Consider the following 21,725-nt stretch of genomic DNA (forward strand, 5'->3'; position numbering starts at 1 on the left):
AAATTATTTTCAGCTATGCTTGTGTTTTGCAATCATGGAAATTTCGAAAATTTGGCTACTTTTGGATTTAGCATTTTTCATATGAGAGGAAACAGAATTTTTATTCAAGATTGGATAGCACACCATACTTATCAGAAAGCAAACGATATAGACAGTTATTATTTAAGAGTTGCCAATCAGATCAACGATAGCTTATCAACGTTGTGGTTTGAAGAACCAGAGACCAATGATCTTATCCATACGGACGCCTTAAAGACATTAAGTATTTACCTTACCTGTTATTTGGAGGACGTAATTGCCAATACAGGAATATTTGCAGCTTTCAGAAACATTCATAAAGACCTATACAACCAGTTTTTGCCTTTTTATAAGGATGCCAGTCTGTTAGACTACTATCCCGAGGATATCAATGGTGAAGATGTAGCCGTATTGACCTGGCTATTTTTTAGTGAGCGTAATCCACATTTGTTTATCGATCCTCACGGACGTTTGATACAGTTGATAACGGATCTGGCCTATGCGATTCTGGAGGAACATTATGAAGTGGCTCCTGAAAATCCAAAGTTAAAATTGGAATACACGCTGGATGAAGCTGCGAATTATTTTGAAGTCCGTAATTTTATCGAGAAACTTGTCGCAACAAACTATCTGACCGCGGGCGAGTATAATACCAACCTTAACCACCTGATGCAAGTGGCAGAATTGGGAAGATATCAACATGATCAAGCGCAATTGCAGCAAATGATCTACCGGGTCCGTGATAACCATTTTAACAATTATAGGTTACATTTATTTGCTCTTAAATCTTCCGAATTTGTTGCAGAGGTAGTGGGTAAGGAGCATGCACTTTATGGTTCTGTTAAAACCTTGGGCAACCGTATCAACAGTTTCTTTGACTATGTAAAAGCGGATGAACAGTTTGTCCATGTCAAACATATCGGTACGAAATCAGCATTCAAGATTTATAAGGATTCGATCCAGGAGTTTGCTGAACCTTCAGAGCCATTATCCTTCTATATGGAAATCGTTCCTTGGAAGGAAGCCTGGAATCTGTCCGGCATTATGACGGTGGTCAATTCGGAAGAGGTGAATTTTGACCTACCGGAGCAATATGAGATGACTTATCGCATTGAGGCGATGAACGGTAAGGACAAGAGCTTGAAAAAGACAGAAAAACAGTTGAAAGATATGGGTAAATTATTCCAGTCTGAGCAAAAAGCGGCGGTAGCTTTTATGGAGGGACGGGAAGTGAAGGAATTTGCAAATGAGTTCTTTAAGAGATATCAACAAAAACATCCAAGCAAGGAGGAATCACCACTTCCGGAATCCAATCTAGACCTGACGGCGGATGCGAAAGTAACGGTTTTCTTTAATCCGAAAACAGGATTAGAGGTCTTTGGTGGAATTGAGGAATTCTTCCCACTACCACATAATCCATTTATTGAAAAGCAAGATGAAGGGGCTGAGGCAGATATTCCATTTGCACGTTATTTCTTGAACCTGCTGGTGGAAGACTTTTTCCCGAGCGAATTGCCAAAGTATTATGCCAACTTATTTAAGACGGAAGTAGACAAGCAGTTCTTTTTCCCCTTAGAGGAAGCTGTACTGGATTTCTTCCTGCGCTTTTATAAAAGGGGGAGTTATTTTCTGGGACCATTTCCGCTGATAAAATAATCTTGTCCTATTGAGCACCTATGTGCAATAAAAAATCCCATTGGAGAATCCAATGGGATTTTTTATTGCATCGACCCTAGTGCTGGAAGCGATATCCTGACCTTGTGGCACTGCTGCTGACCATTCCAGCGGGAGATGACGGTCTGCAGATTAATTTAATGTAAATAAATCGTATTTAAAATGTTATCAGTGCTCTGGTAAAGAATATGCTCTGGGCTATGATCTATTTTCATTCCGATATTTTGGAAAATTCTACCTAAACTTGTAAGGTCAATTACAAGTGATGAAGGATGCCTATCGAAAACAACATTCCCGATTTTAAAAAATTCTTTTTGTCTTACAAAGACAAGGTCTATAAATATGCCTTGTTACATCTGAAAGAAGAAGATACTGCCGCTGACTTGGTTCAGGAGGCATTTTCTCGCATTTGGAAAAAGTGGAGCGAATTAGATGAAAATAAGAACCCGCAGTCTTATTTATACACCATTGCAAAAAACCTCGTATTTGACGAATTGAGAAAGCAGAAAGTACGTTTCCAATTTAAACTTGATGAAAATGATGCCACAAGACAGGTGGATAATTCAAACGAAGAATCTATCCGTTTTAAAGACCTGGAACGTGTCTATCGTGAAGCGATTGAAAAGCTGCCTAAAGCTCGTCTAGAGATATTCCTTTTGAGCAAAGAAGAGTTTTTGGATAATCAGGAAATTGCGGAACGCTTAGGGATCTCCGTGAATACTGTACGCGATCAATTGGTAAAGGGGAACAAGTTTGTACGGCAGTATATCTTGGATAATTTTGAGATTTCGACAGCCCTGTTGATTTTCTTAACTATTTTTTAGCGTAGCGTCGTCTTATCGTCTTTTAGATACGTATATGTATTTAAACGATCGCAAAGATGATGGATCCCAAACTCGCTACCCTATATACAAAATACCTAAAAGGGGAATTGACCCCACAGGAAAACACCATATTTTTAGATTTACTGACTTCTTGCGATAAAGACGATTTACCCGATCTGGAGACGGTGATAGCATTGGAGGAAGGCACTTTCGATTTAGATCAATCTACCGCTGACCATATTTATTATACGATTACCGGCACGGAATTAAGCCCCGAAGTGAGACCTATTTGGAAGAGATGGCACGTTATAGTCCTAGCCGCTGCAGCCTTACTGTTGGTCGGTTTTGCATTTCTTTTTTTGTATAAGACGCAACCACTGCAAGGCGACTCAGGATACAAAGTGGTCAAATACAGCAACCCAACGAAATTTGTCAAACAGCTTACGCTTTCCGATGGTACACGTGTTTCCCTTCGCCAAGGGGCATGTATTGAAATTCTGTCTGATTTTAATGTTGACAGTCTACGACGGGTCAAACTTTCGGGCGAGGCCTTTTTTGAAGTCGCTAAAAATCCTGACCAAGCTTTTGTGGTTGTTAATTCGGGTGATTTTGACGTGCGCGTATTAGGGACGGCATTTAATTTACTCTGCTCTCCACAGCGTAGCCGTTTGGTCTTAAATCACGGAAAGGTGAAGGTGTCCCATGGGCATCAGTTCTCTATTGTTCACCCTGGACAGCAAGTGGCTTATGACCGAGATCAAGGGCAATTTGATGTATCGCCTGCGGATACCGTCGTTTCTTCAAATGGGAAAGGTGATTTATTGTCTTTCAAGAACGTACCTCTTTCGCGGATTGTTGCCGATCTGAATAACCTATATCCGGATCAAAATCTACGATTGATCGATTCATTTCAAACTGCAAGTTTTACAGGATATCTACCAGCCAATGATCTTGACAAATCATTAACAATTCTTAATACAGCATTTAATCAAATAATTATCCATAAAAAGTAATTTATGAAAAGAACCAATTACTATTTAAAACTTATGGGCGGAGCGTTGCTGTTTCAGTCTCTAGCGCTTCAAACCATGGCTTCCCAGTTTACAACTGGGGAAGGGATCGGGAAAATTCTTGCCAAAATGGAACAAAAGTTCAACGTAAAATTTGGCTATGATGCTTCTATCGCCGATCAAAAAATCAATGAACTCGCTAATCTTGAAAAGCTGAAAAAGGAGGGAATTGCCCAATTCATCCAATTAATTTCTGATGGACATCTCGAGGCGAGAAAGATTGATGATAAGCTCTATGTTGTGTCAAAAAAAGAGGCCATTGAATCTGCAAATAAAAAGATGTTTGCGGCACAAAAGGAATTGCGTGGAAAAATAGTGGATCAGGAAACCAACCTACCTATTGCGGGAGCCACGATACGTGTCAAGGAGTCTACTATAGCGGCAACGACGGACCAGATGGGGGCGTTTAAGCTCTCCGGGGTTTCAGATCATGCGATACTGCAGGTCTCTTATATCGGATATGAGCCTGTTGAGGTGTCAGCAAATAGCGCAAATTTGATTCGGATTTCCAAATCGTCAGAGGCTTTGGAGGAAGTCGTGGTCACAGCTCTCGGTATCAAGCGCGAGCAAAAAGCCCTTGGGTATGCCGTTCAGGACATCAAAGGTGACCAATTGGCCAAAGTTAAAGGTGTTGATGTGGGAACAACATTAACTGGTCGTGTATCGGGTATGCGTGTGATGAACAGTACTGAATTTAATCGTGCGCCAAACATAGAACTTCGGGGAAAAAACCCTTTGTTGGTGATCGACGGGGTTGCTTATGAAAACATGACTCTTCGCGATATAGCGGTTGACAATATTGAAAATATTTCGGTGTTAAAAGGCTCTACGGCGGCGGCTCTATATGGTATCGAAGGGGCAGGCGGTGCGATTATGGTAACTACAAAAAAAGGACTAGGTGAAAAAGGGACGGAAATAACAGTAAACTCCAATAATATGTTCTTTTCCGGCTATTTGGCACTCCCTAATGTTCAATCATCCTATTCGGCGGGATATGGTGGTAAATATAATACCGATGATGAGGTATGGGGCGATAAATTAGACATCGGTCGAAAGTATAAGCAATGGAATCCGTTTACCAAGCAGCTGAATGATGTAGAAACCGAATTGACTTCAAAAGGTAAAAACAACTTTCAAAACTTTCTGGAGCCTGGTTTTATCTCCAATAATTCTGTTAGTTTTACCAATCAAGGAGAAAATGGGAGTATCCGTACCTCGATAAGCCACGTCTATAATAAAGGTCAGTATCCGAATACGAAATTGAATATGACCAATATCTCGGTGTCCGGAGAAACTAAAATATCCAATAAGGTGAATCTAGAGACCCGTTTAGGATATAACAGAAGGAACGCGCCAAATGATTTCGGCTCCGGATACGGTAATCAGGGTTACATCTATAATATCCTGGTATGGACGGGACCGGAATACGACCTGACACAATATAAGGATTATTGGAAGGTAAAAGATGTGAGCCAGAACTGGCATTATGGTGCATGGTACGACAACCCCTATTTGTCGGCTTATGAAAAAATAAGTTCTGAACTTATTAATAAGGTTAATGCAGCAGTTACACTGAACTACAACGTAACCGACTGGGGAAAATTGATGTTGCGCAGTGGGTATGATTACTATGGTAATACCAGAGAGCAAACCAACCCAATGGGTATCTACGGAACCCGTGGAGGTTTTGATGGATCGGGCGGTTATGATAACAGGGGTAAATATTGGGCCAGAAAACAAGATGGCTTTAGTACCACCAATGACTTTATCTTTACGGCAAAGAAGAAATTTGGAGATTTCGATATTGATGCACTTGCCGGAGGGTCTATTTTTTACCGCCGGGACAATACAATGACAGCTTCCACGGTAAATGGCCTTGCAATTCCGGGATTCTATTCTTTGCGTAATTCCATTGGTCCTGTCTCTGCGTTAGAGGGTAAAACCAAAGAAATGCGTAACGGTATCTACACGCGTTTGTCATTATCTTGGAGGAATGCGGTGTTTATTGAAGGTACAGCCCGTAACGACTGGTATTCTATGCTTCCGGACAAATCATATCTTTATCCATCAATATCGGGGAGTGTTGTGGTGTCAGACTTAATCCACAAGCCAAATTGGCTCAATTTATTGAAGGTAAGAGGTTCTTGGGCATCTACGGTATATCCACCTGACCCGTACGAAATTAACCAAACGTTTGTCGTGACCAACAATGTTTGGGACGGTATGACTACTGCCTCTTATCCGAATGTAATAAAAGATTATTCTATCAATCCTACCAAGGAAGATATGACAGAAATCGGTTTGGAATGGGCTGTTTTAAATAATCGCTTAACAGGTAGTTATACTTACTACGCCAGAAGGACTTATGACCTCAAAAGTGATATCACAAAAAACGATTACAACAATATATCCCATGCGACCGGTTTTAGAGCTCGTTTGATCAATTCGCAGGAAGAACATATGACCAGGGGTCATGAAATTTCTTTAGGGGGTGTTCCGATCCGGAAAGAGAATTTTGAATGGTCTGTCAACGGTAATCTTTCACAGAATCTGAAGTACTATCATAAACTTGATCCCGAGTATTCTGTAGACGCACTGCACGTTAAGGTTGGGGAGCGGACCGACCACTATGTTACCCGTGATTGGGAACGTGCTCCGGATGGACAAATTATCCATAATAAAGATGGAATGCCGATCGGTGCAGTACATGCGGCACGCTTGTATGGGTATACTGCTCCGAAATGGTTCTGGGGAATCACCAATCAATTCCAATACAAAGATTTTAGTCTTTCTTTTAGTTTTGACGGTCGTATCAAAGGCTTGTCCTATTCCAATATGAATGCACGTCTATGGCAGACGGGAGCACATCCTGATTCGGATACAAAAGAGCGCTACGAAGAAGTGGTTAATGGCAACCTTACGTTTACCGGTGGTGGTGTAAAGATTGTATCAGGTGAGGTCAGTTACGATAAATACGGTCAGATTACAAAAGATACCCGCGTTTTTGCGCCGAATGAGACGCTTGTATCTTACGAAAACTATTGGAAGAGAGCGTATTCAGGTACACGAAATATCTGGGATGAGACCTTTATTAAACTTAGAGAGGTGTCATTAAACTACAGTTTGCCAAAAGATATCGCATCCAAGTTTAAGGCTAAAAAGGCTAATATTGGTGTCACGGGACAGAATTTGTTTTTATGGACAAAAGAGTACCGTTTCTCTGATCCGGATGCAGGTTCAGAAGATTTGAACTCCCCATCCATGCGTTACATCGGGTTTAATTTTAGTCTTAATTTCTAACCCTCAATTTTTAACACGGATTACACATGAAAAAAATAGTCACATATTTATTAATCGGACTCCTTGGAACAACCTCTTGCTCCAAATTTGAGGAGATTAATACGAATCCTGAAGCAACAGAAAAAGTAACTTCGGCGATGATAGCCACGCGGATTATCCTGAATTTGGCGAATCAGCCTACACAAAAAGGTTTTCTACAGCCTTATATGCTCAATAAAAGCATTGTTTGGACGGAATTTCCGGAAAGCTTTCAGTATAATGGTTTTGGAGCGGGATCATTGAGTTTTACTGCAATAAATGATGCACATTTTATGCCTCAGTTTGCTACTACAGAGAAATTAGCTAAATCATACGAAGGGTTGATGTATTTCGCTCGAGCAGTTAAATTCTTTGAAGCAACAATGGACTTGGGCGATATTCCATATAGCGACGCCTTAAAAGGAGAAACGGACAAACAGTACTTTCCGAAATACGACACACAGAAAGAAGTATTTATCGGTATTCTCAAAGAACTGGAATTAGCAGATCAAGCTTTTGCTGCTGGCGATAATTTTGCTGGCGATCCTATTTATGCTGGAAATATTACTAAATGGCGTAAACTGGTTAATACTTACACACTGAATGTGTTGTTACAGCTGAGTATAAAAGAGAATGATGCGGATCTAAAGATTAAAACCCGTTTCCAACAAGTATTGGCCAACAAACCTATCTTTACAACAAATGCAGATAATTATCAGCTGATACGTTCGGATAAAGCAGGGCAACAATATCCTTTTTATAAAGTAGGCAATAACTTTACGATCTATCCAACCATGTCTGCTGAAATCGTAGATCGATTGAAAGCCCGATCTGACCGTCGTTTGTTCTATTATGGCCACCCTTCTCCAAAAAAGATTGAAGGAGGAATGACAGCGGCGAACTTCGATGCCTATGTAGGCATTGATCCCTCAATGAAATATGATAATATCCAGAAAATTAAAACATCCAATGACTATTCCAAACTGAATGATCGCTATCTGGAAATCGCTACGGGTGAGCCTACGCAACAGCTTTCTTACGCACAGCTGTGCTTCATGATTGCTGAGGCTGCTGCTCGTGGTTGGGTCAGCGAATCTGCATTGGCATGGCATAAAAAAGGTGTGGAGGCCTCTATGCAGTTCATTTATGAGAATACACCAAATACAACGCAGTTCCATCATGGAATGCCTTTGGATGCGGCTTATATAAGTACTTATGTCGGCGGTCTGACATTGCCTGCCGGAGTAGAGGCTCAGATTGAGGAAATCATTACTCAGAAATATCTGGCAAGTTTTCTTCAATCCGAATTTAATACGTATTATGATTATAGAAGAACAGGTTACCCGAAATGGAAAATCAATCCGGAGTCAAGCTTGAATTCAGAGGCACCGACCAAGATACCTGTTCGCTGGCGATATCCTGCAACTGAATATGAATACAATACCGAAAATGTGGATGCTGCTGTCAAACGGCAATTTGGTGGTAAAGATAATAGTGGTGTAGACGATGTCAACAGGCTGATGTGGATCCTGGATCCTCAAAAATAAGTTCTACGAAAATAATAATACATCCCTGCGTACGATATTCATCATACGCGGGGATTTTTCTTAAAAACGTTACATAAAAAGCGCTGGCGAATGAATATATTCGCTGATAGACCATTGAATTTATAAGAGATATAAGAGATATTTTTATGGATAGTAGAAGAGACTTTATTAAAAAGGCCTCCTTGCTGGCTGGGGTTTTTGGCTTACAGAATGCTGTACCGGATGCGATACAGCGTGCTCTAGCGATTGAACCAGTTGCGGGGAGTTCTGTTTTAGATGCCGAGCATATTGTTTTGTTAATGCAGGAGAATCGTTCCTTTGATCATAGTTTTGGTACACTGCGAGGGGTGCGGGGATTTAATGACCCTAGGGCTATCACACTACCTAGCGGAAATCCCGTATGGTTGCAGGCATCCGATTCAGGTAAGACGTATTCGCCTTTTCGATTGGATATTAAGAATTCCAATGCAGCCTGGACAGGAAATCTTCCCCATTCCTGGGAAAATCAAATGGCAGCGCGTAACCAAGGAAAACATGATAATTGGATAGAGGCAAAACGTCCCGGAGGAAAAGTGTTGAGCGAGATTCCCTTGACTATGGGCTATTATACCCGTGAAGATATTCCCTTCTATTATGCATTAGCCGATGCGTTTACGATCTGTGACCAGCATTTCTGTTCCTCCATTACAGGTACGACAACCAACCGCCATTTTTTCTGGACAGGTACCTGTGTGCCACATAAAGGGGCAAAACCGTTGATCCGTAATTCAGATATTTACTTCAACCGTTGGGCGCATTGGAAAACTTTTCCAGAACGTTTGGAGGCGGCGGGTATCTCATGGAAGGTCTATCAGAACGAAGTCAGTATGGAGACTGGCCTTAATGGAGAAGAATGGTTAGGTAATTTTACAGACAATAATTTAGAGTGGTTTTCACAGTACCATATTGAATTCAAGAAAAGTCACCTGGAATTTATGCGCAAGCGCGTAGCAGAACTTCCTGCTGAGATCCAGGAGCTTGAAAAAGCATTGGCTGATAATGGAACTGAAAGCGTACAGAAAACCAAAAATAAGCTCAAGCAGAAACAGGAGCAGCTCAGCAGCTATAAGAAAAAGTTGGAACGACTTACCGAACAGGCTTTCCAACAGCTTCCGAAAGAACAAATTGCATTGCATGAGCGTGCGTTCCAAACCAATGAGGATGATGCATTTTATCGTGAAACAACCTCAGTATTACATGAAGGAGAACAGATTACTGTACCAAAAGGGGATGTATTACATCAGTTTCGGAAAGATGTGAAGTCGGGGAATTTACCTACAGTATCCTGGTTGGTTGCGCCACAATGTTTTTCGGATCATCCTAGTGCACCAATGTACGGGGCTTGGTATGTATCTGAAATCTTGAATATCCTGACAGAAAACCCGGAGATTTGGAAAAAAACTGTTTTTATGCTCAATTACGATGAAAATGATGGTTACTTCGATCATATCCCACCGTTTGTAGCGCCAAACCCGGCAGATGCCCGGTCGGGAAAAACTTCAGCAGGATTGGATTATAGCGATGAATATGTGAGTTTGGAGCAAGAACTGGCCAGCGGAGAGAAGAAAGAGCATGCCACCGAGGGACCAGTTGGTCTGGGCTATCGGGTACCTCTGATTATTGCGTCTCCCTGGAGTAAAGGCGGCTGGGTCAATTCGGAGGTCTGTGATATTACGTCGACCATTCAATTTATGGAGTATTTCTTTGACAAGAAACTTAGTAAGGACGTAAAAGAACATAATATCAGTTCCTGGCGCCGTGCTATTACGGGAGATCTGACTTCGGTATTCCGGAAGGCGGAAAGTGGAACTGCTGTGGAATTACCATTCTTGGACCGTAATCAACAGATCTATGCAATAGATCAGGCTAAATCCAAGCCACTACCGAACAACTTCCATGTATGGACTGCAGATGAGATCCAAACGTTACAAAATACGGGCAGGGCAGCACAATTGGCAAGACAGGAAAAAGGTCAAAAAAACTCCAATGCGCTGGCCTATGAGTTATATGCAAATGAATCTGTCGATAAGGATACGGTAAAACTGGTGATGTCTGCGGGGAATAGCATTTTCGGTGCTAAATCCCTGAGCAGCCCTTTTAATGTGTATAGTGGCCCGAGTTATAAAGATGGTGTAAGTTTTTGGCCATTTGCGGTTATCGCGGGGGAGGAGTTGAGTTTTGACTGGAACCGAGCAGACTTTAAAGATGGTTATTATGATTTAACGGTATACGGCCCAAATGGGTTTATGCGCAGCTTTAAGGGAGATGCGGAGCGTCTATCTATTGTTGCGAGCTATGAAATCGGGAAGAAAGGAGTTCCCACAGGAAACCTCATCCTGGAAGCGAGCAATAAAGGTGACAAGACCCTTCACGTGCAGGTGAAAGATAATGCCTACAGCACCTGGAGGAAAAATACCGTATTGGGTCCTGGTAAATCCATCAAGTGGGTTGTAGAATCCCAGAAAGTAAGTGGTTGGTACGATGTGACTTTACAGATTGTTGGAAGTAAATTTGTTCGCCAATTTGCTGGTCGCGTAGAGACGGGTAGCCACTCGAAGACTGACCCACAGTTGGGCTAAAAATCAAGAGGTGTAAAATGCTGATATGAATTTGGCTAACCCATTTGCAATATAACAAAAGCCCCTAGTTTTAGTTGAACCGGGGGCTTTATGTTTTTGGTACGTTGATATTCGGTATTTTATTTTTTAATCCATTCTTCCAGCAGAGCTTTTAATTTTGGATCGCTTGGTCTTGGACTATCCGCCGTGATTAGATTTCCGGCTTTATCAATGAGTATATAGCGTGGAATAGAATTGACTTTGTAAGCATTGGAAAGTTCATTGTCAGCGCCTGCATGCAGCTGAATTCCTTTTAGCTTTTTCTCTTTCACATAGCTGTCCCATTTGGGTTTGTCCTGATCTACTGATATGCCTACAAAGGCTACTGGTTTTCCGTTAAATTCTTCATTTAATTTTTCCCAATGGGGTTCTTCGGTACGGCATGGACCGCACCAGGTCGCCCACATATCCACCAAGACGACTTTGCCTTTTAATTCGGCAAGACTAATTTTTTTCCCGGTAATATCTGAAAAAGCAAATTGAAATGCAGGTACACCTGTTTTTGTTTCCACCAACCGTGCCTCGACAACTTTTGATCGTTCGATTTGCTCAGGAAGCGTAAAATATTTTTTGTATTTCTCATTCATTTCCTGAAAGTCACCATAGGAACGTGCACCCTCAAGACGTTGCAATATATATTGTCCTTTAAGTATGTCTGGTCCGATGGCTGCAATTTGTTGATCGAAAGTTGGTTTAGTGGATAGGTCCAATTTCCGATAAATGATATTGCTCATAAAGCGGTCGCCGTAGGGAAATTTTAATAGTTCCGTTGTTAGGTAACGATCTGCATTGAATTGCGTATAGAAGTCGCTCATTTCCTCTTTGCTCGGGTGGGCTGTACGCGGCATGTAAAGATAAGAGATCGCATAATAGGCAAAATCATAATCGACTAGCTCGGGAAAGAATTTGTCGAAAAGAACGTTTCCTGTTTTTGCGCTCTTTTTGATGGCATCAAGTTTTACCTTAAACTGTTCAACCTCGGGGAAGAAATCGACATAGGTGCTCATACCTCCGGGAGTGGTTCCTTTATCACGAAAAGATTTCGATTGTTTGTCCCAGGCGTATAAGGTTTCGTTTTCTGGACTGTTTTTACCTGTTAATTCGTAGTCATTTTGACTTAGTTTTAGGCTTAAATCCTCATTTCCCTTGAAGTAAAAACGAAAAAGTCCCTGTTGATTCTGTGCATTCCCGCTACCAACGGAATATAGTCCTTCATATTCAGGAGTAAAGCGAAATGCAAATCGTCCTGAAGCATCTGGGATGGATGTGGCAATTTCCTTCAATCGGCCATTCAGTACTTTAAATAGGCCGACGCGTTTTACTTTCGAGGGGTCTGTCGTTCCGGTAATGTTGCTTGCTTGTTGTGCAAATGCTACAACTGAGCAAAGCACAGTAGTGAGCAATAAAATGGTTTTTCTAATCATGAGAAAGATAGTTAACTTAATTTAAATGGTATAATTTTCTTAATATCTTTTGCTTTAAATAAATTGGCATCTTTTCTTTTTATGGCCTCTCTTAAGTCCTGTAAGTCTTTTTTGTTGATGGCAAGAAACGGAGATGTTGAATCTGATTTCGACAGTTTTTCCATCTCTTTGGAAGCCTGATCAAAATCTTTTAGATAGTAATGTAATAGCGTCAGCCGATAACTATCCACTTGATCCAGTTTTTTCCGTTGTTCTGCTGCTAGATATTTAGCTCGTATAGATTTCAGGATTGTTGGATTTTTTGACTGATCAATAATGACCTGTCCGAAGGCATTGCTACGTTCATCCCAAGTAGGATAGAGTTTATATTGGTCAATCAACGCAAAATAGGTGGTCGCATTTTGGGAGCCAGCATAATAGCTAGCAACGAATCCGGGTAAAAATACCTCCCATAATTTGTCATTGAACGTGGGACGTATATAAGCTAGCATTGTCGTTAAACTATCCAATTGTTGTGCTGTCCCGTATTGTTTACTTTTTGCTTTGGCAATTGTTGAAATCTTGTTGCGGAGTAGATTTCCGCCGTATAGTTTAATCAATTTTGGAAGATTGTCATAAGCCCAATTATTGTATTTCGCAAAGTAAGTGACACTATTGGCCAAGAAAGCTGTCTCATTGAACAAGTCCTTTTGTTGCTCGAGATATCCTTCTAGTTCCGCAAAATCATGTTTTTCTCCGGTTTTAATAAAACGCTCGCTATAAGCTGCAGGATAACTGTTGTCCAAAGTATTGTTAAATGCGAGGTACTGGTTAGATTTATTTCGTTGGACAGCTTCTTTTAACAAAGGGACAAATCGGTCTACGCCAAAAAAACCGGATTCAGTCATTATGGTTTTGCCTTCGGGGCTTACAATGACATAGGTTGGAAATCCTGGGGCAGCGTACTTACGGGCTATTTTCTTCCCGTCTTCCTCTTTCATCACATCTGTTTTGTACAGAATATAATTATCGTTGAGTTCTTTAGTAACATCCGGATCCGGAAATACTTGTTTGTCCATTTCTGCACAAGGCATACAACCAACAAAGTACAGATCGATCAGAATGAGTTTGTTTTCCTTTTTTGCTTGAGCTTGGCATTCCGCATAACTCCCTTGGAAGATTTTTTCCTGGGCAATTGCTACGTTTGAAAAGAATATGCCGTAATAGGCTATAATAATATAAAAAATAAGCTTTTTCATATGATTTGTTTTGAGAATTGAAGGTATTATGTTTTAGCGTGATTAGATATTTACGGTATTATCATCAGTTGTTGTTATAGAAATGGATCCTCCCGTTGCTTTTAATCGAATCTCATCTATGAGGGATGGATTTTTTTTCAATTGATCGGCTGTATAACTGTCTATGCGTTGGATCAATGCACCTGTTTTCAGACCACCTGGGGCGTCGGCAGCACCTACAGCGCCAAGTACTTTCAGCTTTCCGGTATTATCCCAGCCAAACTGATAATTCTTGACTAAAAAATCCTGCGGGTGGTCGTGTAATCTATTGGGGGAGAAATAGACCTCACCTTTCGCCAGATTTATGGTGATATTATAGCGGCTTAATAGGCGAACCCCAATTGAGCCATCAAAACCAGGTTGCCAATGTTCATTGCCAGCACTGCCGCCCATGAGTGTTACCGGCAAACCCTGCATGGGTGGGAGGGGAGAAATGGCAAATTTATAGCTTTTGCCCGAAAAGGTGGGCGAGGAAACACCCATGCTTACGGTTGCGGCCTGTGCCTCGGCTTTGAAGCCGCTAACAAGCAGTTTGTTTTGACGTACAAAGGGACGGAAGCAGATCAGATCGTATGAAGCACCAGTGTCGAAAACGAAATGTCCGGAGTAGCTCTTATCCTTGATAATTTCAAGCTGCCCGGGTAGTATCATTACCCCCGCAGGCATTGTAATCGGTACGGCAGTTCCCTTACCCTTGTATTGAAAATCGCCAAAATCGTACAATGAAATCGTATTTTTATCGTAATCGATGTGTGTGATAAATTGGCGTATCAGGGTATTACCAATAATGCCATCACCTTCTTTGCCCATTTCAGGAAAGATCGCAATACCCTGTCCTGCCAGTTTAAGCGTGTCCAATAGAATACTATTGTTGTCAGATACCTGAATTTTTGTGTTTCCGCCGACGACAGAAGCGTTGTTCTCACGCGTTACCTTTAGGCCAATAGCATCGGCAAGTTGCTGGTTTACCGCCATTCCGTCTGCCCCAGTGTCAAACAGGAGTCTTAATGGCCGTTCATATCCATTGATTTTGACCTGCAGGTAAATGGAGCCATTCTTGTTTTCAAAAGGAATAACCGCCCGTAATTTGGGAGTGTTCTCTCTTTTTAACCCATATAGTTGATCAAAAAGACTGAAATAGATTAATTTCCCCTTATGATCAACTAGCGCTTGATTGCTTGTTGTCTTGCCCTTCGTATCGGTAACCTCTATTTGAAGTAATGTTCCTTTTTTAGTTTTCTTGTCCGATAGAATATTGACTGCTTTTAGGGGGTAATTTTTGATAATTTGGTTTAAGCGGAAGCTGGCTCCAGCACCAGTATGTCCAGCTATGGAAAAATTTGGCGCCAGCTCAGTGCTTATGAAAGAGCTGTCTTTTTGTTCAAAGCAGGTGAGTAGTTTGGCCGGCAATTGGGTTGCGAGCTGAGCTTTTGACCACGATGCAAAGGCTGTTAACAGCAAGAGAGCTCCGGCTTTTATAATGGATTTATAAGTCATGGTAATACAGAATAAATTAGCGTATTTAGTGAAGGATGTAAAAGGATTAGAAGCCGTAGATCTTTTTCAGCGTAATGTCAATGTCGTCTGTTGCCGAGGCTACAACGCGCAAAATGATTTTTCCATTTTCATCCACGAGGATTTTTGTTGGAAAACCACTGATCTGATATGCTTTCACAATATCCATTTGCTCTTTGTTCTCGTTGTTTAGCACATTTGTCCAGGATAAGTTGAGTTCTTCTATGGCTTTGTGCCAGCTCGCTTTGGATTCTTCCAGTGTTTTGCCTCTTTCTTGTGCGATACCGATGATTTCAAAGCCTTTATTTTTGTAGCGACTGTAAAGTTGCTGGAGATGCGGCATACTTGCCCGACAGGGGCCACACCAACTGCCCCAAAAATCAAGTAGTATGATGCGCCCTTGCATCTTTTCTAATTGAAAAGGCATGCCGCTAGCAGTGATCCGCGAAAAGAGTGGTGCTGCTTTCCCTTTCGCGGTCACGCTCTCTTTTAAGATTGTTGAAGCTATTGCCATACCCATGTCTGTTGATTTGTAGTTGGGATCGAGACGGTTAAATGCTAATTTATAGTCTTCAGAAGTATAGCTAGACTTCATTCTGTAGAGCAAAAACAGACTTACATAGGATGTAGGATGATTTTCTATAAATTTTTTCTGAAGAGCAATTTCCTTTTTGCCCAATTGACTAAGCTGCTCGAGTATGATTTTGCCCTCCGTAGATTCGGGGCTAATCTTTCCCTGGAGGATTGGACTGTATAAAGTATTTTTTTGCTTTACAAATCCCGCTGTAGACTGACGCAGGTCATTGTATTCATTGTTTTCTTTCCCGCCTTTAACCTGAGCTAAATCAAGTTCCTCGGCATTGGCGTTTATAAGGATGTCATCTTCAGAAATGAAAATATTGAGCGGATAACGCATGGCTTGTCGTAATGCGCTGGCATTTGGATCTTTGCCAATAGTCCTTAAGGTAGCATCAACTATTTGTGTTTGTTTTGGGATCTTGATTTCAAATAATCCATCATGTATTGGAGCTGCAAAACCTATCCTTTTGCCTTGATAGTCAATAAAAGAAACACTTAACTTCGCGGCAGGGTCTGTTACAGATGATGTAATTTTTCCTTTGATTGTAACGCTATCCCCCTGCGCAAATAGAAGCGCGGGAGATAACGTTAAAAATAAGAAGTAAATCCAAAGTTTATTCATGCCTATTTCGATGCTAATACTTTTTCAAGGAGTTGCTTTAATTCTGGGTTCGATGGTCGTGGTGAATCTATAGTGATTACTTTTCCCTGTCTGTCAAAAACCATGAAGCGCGGAATTCCCGTAATTTTGTAATATTTGGTAAAATCTCCCCATCCGGAAGCAAAAAGTTGCAAGCCACCAAGTTGCTCATCCTTAATCATTTTTAACCACTTCGTTTTATCTTTTTCTTCATCAACCGAGATGCTTACCACCTGAACATCTGTACCCTGCATTTCTTTTTCAAGTTTTTTGAGATGCGGTATTTCTGCTTTACAAGGACCACACCAGGTTGCCCATACGTCGATTAAAACCACTTTTCCTTTTAAATCGGTAAATTTTATAGTCTTCCCGTTATTGTCAGGAAAAGAGAAATTAAGTCCTTGGTCTCCACTTTTTAGTTGAGCCATGTCATTCATGATACCAATAGCACGTTTCTTTTGACTTGCAGTCATAAAATATGACTGGTACTTATCCGCGGCTTCCTTATAACTGGAATAATCTTTTTGTCTTGCTAGATAATTCAGTATAGCATCACCCTTTAAAGTGTCATTGGGGAGGAAATCCAGATCTTGCTGGAGACCAGTGATGCCTTTTCCCGGAGGAATATTCGCCGTACGGCGAGATACAAATGAGATAGCGTTCAAAGTACGGTTTGCCCAAGGAGTTTGATAGACCAATGCTGCGTTTCTTGCGAAGCTGGCTAACGTTAGGGTTTTATAGTAATCCGTATATTCTTCTACTGCAGGATGTGCTGAACGTGGCGTATTGAGGAAATTTGTCGCGTTGGCGGCAAGATCCCATTGGATATAATCCTGCAATTTACTGTCAAACTTGGAGTTTCCACTTTTATTATTTTTAGCGAAGGTATTTGCTTTGGCAACAACATTCTCCAGGTCGGGGAAGAAATCGACAAAAGTACTTTGAGCTTTCATCCAGTAGAATGCCTTTTGTTCTACTGGGCTTATTTCGTCGTGCCAACGGCTGAGGATCTGATTTTCTTTGCTGTTATTAGTTCCGGTCAATTGGTAATTTTTTTCGGAGATGGTAAACTCAAGTTGGTCGCCCGGCTTGAAATAAAAGATATTATTATCGGTTTGACTGCCTGTTGTTCCCGAACCAATGGCATAAAATCCTTCGTATTCGGGGTAGAACGTGAAACCAAACTTTTTATCCAATTGAGGTTGAGCTGAAGCAATCTCAACCATATCACCTTCGACAACCTTAAAGAGTTTGACCGGTTTGACAAGTTCTTTATCGAATCTCCCCTTGATCTGAACGGGTGATTGAGCGACAACTGTACTTGCCGCAAATATTGTTATTGAAGTTAGGATATGTTTTTTCATTTGTGTTTTATAAGTAATTGTGGATTAATAAGACCAGGGATAAGTATAATCGGAGACGGACGGCGCGATGTAAATGAGTGATCGTGCTATTCCGGTTCCTTCGAGCGTCTGTACAGGATTTGAATCTAAATTACCCGAGTTTTTTGTAAACATTCTAATTTTATAATTCGACCCGATTTTTGTTCCAACGACAACGAAATTGAAAGCATATCCCGATTCTGAGTATTTTAGATGTTTAATAAAAGTAACCTGTTCACCTCCAGTGGCGCTAAACTGCAATTGTTCAAAGCCATTGCTAAGATTTCTACTATATACTTGGTTGTTGTTGACAAAGTAGAGGAGATTTTCGTCTTCGAATAACAAAGTATGCAGGCTCGCTTCATATAATTTAGAGGAAGGCCCTATGCTATCTTTTTTTATTTTTAGGACAAACTTGTTCTTTTCTAGTGTACATAGGGATTTTAAACTAGGGTCAGTTTTGTCCTGCAATATGGCATAACCAACCGTTTTGTAATAGTAATCGGGGGCCGGTAAATAAATATTAGACTTCATTCCCAAAAACAACGCTTTTTGATTGTTATTTGTCGTGCTGAAATCATTGGTAGCATCATTTGAAAATATAGTCATACTGGAACCGGATCCATTTGCGAGCGTGACGAAATTTCCGCCTAGGTTGTCAAATAGAATAGGGTCATTGCTAGCACCAGAGATCATAAATTTTGATAATTCATAGGCGCTATTCTTTCCATCAATCATCGCTTTGTTTCCAAACTGACCAGTATTAGCGCTCATAGCATAGATATTATATAGCTGTCCATTATTAAGAATATAATTAGCGCTACTTCCTACAAAAGCTCCTGTAGTTCCAGATATCGTTTGTGGTCCTCCTAAGAATAAATTCTGCTTATCCCTTATTTTCTTTAGATTATTGACATTAATGGCTTGTATATCTTTTTCTGTTACAAGAAATAATGCCCGGGTATTAGAATAAGAGCTGGGGTTTAACACATTGCTTTTGTAACTGGAAGAAAAGCTAATGAAATTTGCCTTTCCTGCTATTTTTTGATTATTTGCAGTACTGTATACATTTTCGATTTTTCCATTTACCACATTATTTTGCGGGGTTAGGTGTAGATCTAAATCCGAGTTATTACCATCGTCTTTAAGGACATACCAACCCCGCGTAAACTGTGTACTTACAGTTACGGTGGCATTCTTGTATTGGGTATAGCCTGTTTTTTTGTTTTTCACAATACAAACGACAACCCAGTCCTTGGCATCCTCGGTGATATAATAGCTTAGATTTTGGTTACGGGAGATTGTGTCCAATGGTTCGCTTCTACCTTGTACATTTGTTTCGTAAAATCCCCATCTATATTCTAACTCACCTTCTTTATTTGATTTTGCAGAGGGGGATATTTTTAAAGTATCTTTTAGTGAAATGACTGTGTATTTTGACTCAATTCCTTCAATATCAATGTGCTCCTTTTCGCTATAGTCATAGTTGCTTTTATCTTTTGAACAGGATAAAACCAATAGAAATCCTAGGAGTAATAGGTAAATATTTATCTTTTTCATCGCTTCTGATTAATTAGGGAAAGTAATGAGATCACCGTTTTCAGCGCGTAAGGGCGCATCAGGATGTTGCTTATTGTAATCTATCACAGCCATCCCAAGGACAGATTTATAATAGTTCATTTGATCTAGAGGTAGGGTCGCTATAAAGTTTTGATCCCAACGCTGAGCCGTAACCTCGATCATAAATTCATGTTTTCGAACGCTGTATGCTCCGAAATAATAGGTGGAATAGGAGGCTGTCCAAGCATTTGGCTGGCTAAGGCGATCAGTAAACTGTAGCTTTCGCCAGGATTTGGTGGGTTCACCGATAGCAAAGTTAGCGTTAGCGACAATGGAAATACCGAGATTGACGGTCTTACTTTTTAATTCGCCATCTCTTAAAATAACGATCGGTACCTTTGCGTGTACAGAGTCGGATTTGATAACGTAGAGATCAGCGACAGCAGGATCATCAAATGGGATAAAGTGTTTTCCAGGGACAGCATTTTCCATGCCCTGCAATTGGACTTGTTGAAGCTGGTATTTTCGATCTTTTTTTGATGTTTCGCCCACGGTGTAGATATCAAAATATACGGTATCTTGCTTCGTGTCCTCTGATTCATAGAAGAATGTTTCAGATTTTAACGAGTCGGTATATTCATTGAGTTTGAGCGTCGAAACGGGTGGCCCAAATTGTACTCTTGCAATATCATTAAATATATAATATTGGTCCTTTTTGCAGCTAATGAACGAGATGCATGCGATACCAACTATAATTAATATAAAATATGGTTTCATAATGGAGGTTAATTAATAGATTCAACTGTTGGCATGGGCAAGAGGTAATTGACCACTGCATTTGAAGGAGCAAATAATATTTGCGGTTTTGGGATATTCAGTCTTTTGTAAGCGTAATACGCCTGTCCTTCCCCATAGAATTCCTTTCGATATTCCTTGATAATCTCGCTCTGTAGGGTTGGCAGGTCTGCGGGTATTGATAGTCCGGAGATATTACGGTTCGCTCTAAAGGTTTTTAGATATTCCAAGCCTTCAGTGAAAGGAGCTGTTTCAGCCAATATCAAATAAAGTTCACTAGTGCGTATCATTGGCAGTTGTTTGTAATCGCTTAAAACGGTCACATTGTCGGCCGTAACCCAAAACTTTTTAATCACATTGTATCTGGAACCGTTGGTCAATGTAACAATATTCCAAAGTGAAGATTCTCTAAAATCAGTTCCGGTATTGCCGTATAGTTGATTTGTGATGGTTGTTGCAGATGTACCTTTGCGATAAGTTGCGTTGCCAAAGTTATCTGTATAGGTTTTTGCTAAATCAAAAGCGTACAGTCCGAATATCTGTTCAGAAGTGAGGATATAGTTGGTTGTTGTAAAGTCTTTCCCAGTGGCTAACTTGAATTTAACTTCTCCATCCGCATCTTTTGCGTCAATCACCTCCTTAGCGGCTTTATACGCATTGTCTTTGTCTCCATACCATAAACTTGCACGAGATTCTAACGCTTTCATCGCATAATAGTTCATGCGCATATTGCGATATGACATGAAATCATCTAGTGGCTTGTAGTTGCTTGCGAATCCATTGGGATTTCTAACATCGTTCATCGAATAGGACAGCATGGGGTCAAATTCTTTGATAAGCTCTTCGGCTTGTTTTAGATCTGTGAAAATTTTGCTTTTATATTCTTCATAAGAAATATGTTGATGGATTTCTCTGTTAAATTCAGTTACATAGGCGAGCTGATTTCCGATCTCAGATTCAGTTGGTATAGGGCCATAAAGGCGCATCAGATCAAAATGGATGTAGGCACGTAAGCCTAGGCATTCTGCTTTAATGACCTGATATACTCCTTCCGTCTTAAAGATGGATTTATTGGATTCTAGATTCTGCAGAATAGCATTTATTGAGGCAATTGTTGCATATTGTTTGGCAAATATCGCATTGAATTGATCAATTACGCGATTGTCGGAATAATTGAAAAGTCCGAGCTGTTGTTCCAGGGAATTCGTCGTTATATCCCAGCTCGAGATTAAACTTTCTATGGAGCCAAAAGTTAAGGCTTTCCCATAGGTTGTATTACTTTTTGCCGAAATATAAACGCCAGCCAAAGCATCTTTAAACCCCTGTTCGGAATCGAATAATTTATCCGCTGGTATTTGGGTTCGAGGTAAGACATCCAGAAATTTATTGCATGAACCTAAAAATAGGGAACTTACTAAACTCGTTAATATGATATATTTTTTCAT

At 40.6% G+C, this 21,725-nt stretch carries 14 protein-coding genes; 6 read left to right on the top strand and 8 right to left on the bottom strand.

Translation table 11 applies throughout. From position 1 onward, the window contains the following. The first annotated feature begins 81 nt into the window (after window positions 1–81). From ACK8HY_RS18785 to ACK8HY_RS18810, 6 genes are all read left to right on the top strand, one after another. On the top strand, window positions 82–1,674 hold the full coding sequence (locus ACK8HY_RS18785) for a DUF3843 family protein (RefSeq protein ID WP_416134470.1): 1,593 nt from the start codon (window positions 82–84) through the stop codon (window positions 1,672–1,674). A 290-nt stretch (window positions 1,675–1,964) separates the two neighbouring features. Continuing rightward, window positions 1,965–2,516 (top strand): RNA polymerase sigma-70 factor, encoded by a 552-nt coding sequence (locus ACK8HY_RS18790; RefSeq protein WP_416134471.1) that lies wholly within the window; start codon window positions 1,965–1,967, stop codon window positions 2,514–2,516. Between the two features lie 56 nt (window positions 2,517–2,572). Next, window positions 2,573–3,529: a FecR family protein gene (locus ACK8HY_RS18795; RefSeq protein ID WP_416134472.1), complete on the top strand. Its 957-nt coding sequence runs from the start codon at window positions 2,573–2,575 to the stop codon at window positions 3,527–3,529. Window positions 3,530–3,532: 3 nt separating this feature from the next. Next, window positions 3,533–6,886, top strand: coding sequence for a SusC/RagA family TonB-linked outer membrane protein (locus ACK8HY_RS18800; protein WP_416134473.1), 3,354 nt, complete (start codon window positions 3,533–3,535; stop codon window positions 6,884–6,886). A gap of 26 nt (window positions 6,887–6,912) precedes the next feature. After that, window positions 6,913–8,451: a SusD/RagB family nutrient-binding outer membrane lipoprotein gene (locus ACK8HY_RS18805; RefSeq protein ID WP_416134474.1), complete on the top strand. Its 1,539-nt coding sequence runs from the start codon at window positions 6,913–6,915 to the stop codon at window positions 8,449–8,451. A gap of 146 nt (window positions 8,452–8,597) precedes the next feature. Further along, window positions 8,598–11,069 (top strand): phosphocholine-specific phospholipase C, encoded by a 2,472-nt coding sequence (locus tag ACK8HY_RS18810; protein ID WP_416134475.1) that lies wholly within the window; start codon window positions 8,598–8,600, stop codon window positions 11,067–11,069. Window positions 11,070–11,188: 119 nt separating this feature from the next. Here the strand turns inward: ACK8HY_RS18810 and ACK8HY_RS18815 are convergent, their stop codons facing one another. The 8 genes from ACK8HY_RS18815 to ACK8HY_RS18850 are packed head-to-tail and all read right to left on the bottom strand — an operon-like array spanning window position 11,189 to window position 21,725. Further along, window positions 11,189–12,532: a TlpA family protein disulfide reductase gene (locus tag ACK8HY_RS18815; RefSeq protein ID WP_416134476.1), complete on the bottom strand. Its 1,344-nt coding sequence runs from the start codon at window positions 12,530–12,532 to the stop codon at window positions 11,189–11,191. A gap of 11 nt (window positions 12,533–12,543) precedes the next feature. Next, window positions 12,544–13,770 (bottom strand): thioredoxin family protein, encoded by a 1,227-nt coding sequence (locus ACK8HY_RS18820; RefSeq protein ID WP_416134477.1) that lies wholly within the window; start codon window positions 13,768–13,770, stop codon window positions 12,544–12,546. 42 nt (window positions 13,771–13,812) lie between these two features. Then, window positions 13,813–15,306 (bottom strand): retropepsin-like aspartic protease, encoded by a 1,494-nt coding sequence (locus ACK8HY_RS18825; protein ID WP_416134478.1) that lies wholly within the window; start codon window positions 15,304–15,306, stop codon window positions 13,813–13,815. Between the two features lie 46 nt (window positions 15,307–15,352). Next, on the bottom strand, window positions 15,353–16,525 hold the full coding sequence (locus ACK8HY_RS18830) for a TlpA family protein disulfide reductase (RefSeq protein ID WP_416134479.1): 1,173 nt from the start codon (window positions 16,523–16,525) through the stop codon (window positions 15,353–15,355). A 2-nt stretch (window positions 16,526–16,527) separates the two neighbouring features. Then, a complete protein-coding gene (locus ACK8HY_RS18835; protein ID WP_416134480.1) occupies window positions 16,528–17,907 on the bottom strand; it encodes a TlpA family protein disulfide reductase in 1,380 nt (459 codons plus the stop codon). Window positions 17,908–17,931: 24 nt separating this feature from the next. Beyond that, complete coding sequence (locus tag ACK8HY_RS18840; protein ID WP_077438272.1) at window positions 17,932–19,485, bottom strand: PKD-like family lipoprotein; 1,554 nt, start codon at window positions 19,483–19,485, stop codon at window positions 17,932–17,934. 9 nt (window positions 19,486–19,494) lie between these two features. Continuing rightward, a complete protein-coding gene (locus tag ACK8HY_RS18845; protein ID WP_077438271.1) occupies window positions 19,495–20,262 on the bottom strand; it encodes a DUF4843 domain-containing protein in 768 nt (255 codons plus the stop codon). Between the two features lie 8 nt (window positions 20,263–20,270). Then, window positions 20,271–21,725, bottom strand: coding sequence for a RagB/SusD family nutrient uptake outer membrane protein (locus tag ACK8HY_RS18850; RefSeq protein ID WP_416134481.1), 1,455 nt, complete (start codon window positions 21,723–21,725; stop codon window positions 20,271–20,273).

It is taken from the genome of Sphingobacterium sp. NGMCC 1.201703, assembly GCF_047784615.1.
In the GTDB taxonomy this organism is placed as follows: Bacteria; Bacteroidota; Bacteroidia; order Sphingobacteriales; family Sphingobacteriaceae; genus Sphingobacterium.

What these genes read in the sequence shown, in the direction of transcription:
- ACK8HY_RS18785 (WP_416134470.1), top strand. Translation starts at nt 82, where the DNA reads ATGAGAGGAAACAGAATTTTTATTCAAGATTGGATAGCACACCATACT.
- ACK8HY_RS18790 (WP_416134471.1), top strand. Translation starts at nt 1,965, where the DNA reads ATGCCTATCGAAAACAACATTCCCGATTTTAAAAAATTCTTTTTGTCT.
- ACK8HY_RS18795 (WP_416134472.1), top strand. Translation starts at nt 2,573, where the DNA reads ATGATGGATCCCAAACTCGCTACCCTATATACAAAATACCTAAAAGGG.
- ACK8HY_RS18800 (WP_416134473.1), top strand. Translation starts at nt 3,533, where the DNA reads ATGAAAAGAACCAATTACTATTTAAAACTTATGGGCGGAGCGTTGCTG.
- ACK8HY_RS18805 (WP_416134474.1), top strand. Translation starts at nt 6,913, where the DNA reads ATGAAAAAAATAGTCACATATTTATTAATCGGACTCCTTGGAACAACC.
- ACK8HY_RS18810 (WP_416134475.1), top strand. Translation starts at nt 8,598, where the DNA reads ATGGATAGTAGAAGAGACTTTATTAAAAAGGCCTCCTTGCTGGCTGGG.
- ACK8HY_RS18815 (WP_416134476.1), bottom strand. Translation starts at nt 12,532, where the DNA reads ATGATTAGAAAAACCATTTTATTGCTCACTACTGTGCTTTGCTCAGTT.
- ACK8HY_RS18820 (WP_416134477.1), bottom strand. Translation starts at nt 13,770, where the DNA reads ATGAAAAAGCTTATTTTTTATATTATTATAGCCTATTACGGCATATTC.
- ACK8HY_RS18825 (WP_416134478.1), bottom strand. Translation starts at nt 15,306, where the DNA reads ATGACTTATAAATCCATTATAAAAGCCGGAGCTCTCTTGCTGTTAACA.
- ACK8HY_RS18830 (WP_416134479.1), bottom strand. Translation starts at nt 16,525, where the DNA reads ATGAATAAACTTTGGATTTACTTCTTATTTTTAACGTTATCTCCCGCG.
- ACK8HY_RS18835 (WP_416134480.1), bottom strand. Translation starts at nt 17,907, where the DNA reads ATGAAAAAACATATCCTAACTTCAATAACAATATTTGCGGCAAGTACA.
- ACK8HY_RS18840 (WP_077438272.1), bottom strand. Translation starts at nt 19,485, where the DNA reads ATGAAAAAGATAAATATTTACCTATTACTCCTAGGATTTCTATTGGTT.
- ACK8HY_RS18845 (WP_077438271.1), bottom strand. Translation starts at nt 20,262, where the DNA reads ATGAAACCATATTTTATATTAATTATAGTTGGTATCGCATGCATCTCG.
- ACK8HY_RS18850 (WP_416134481.1), bottom strand. Translation starts at nt 21,725, where the DNA reads ATGAAAAAATATATCATATTAACGAGTTTAGTAAGTTCCCTATTTTTA.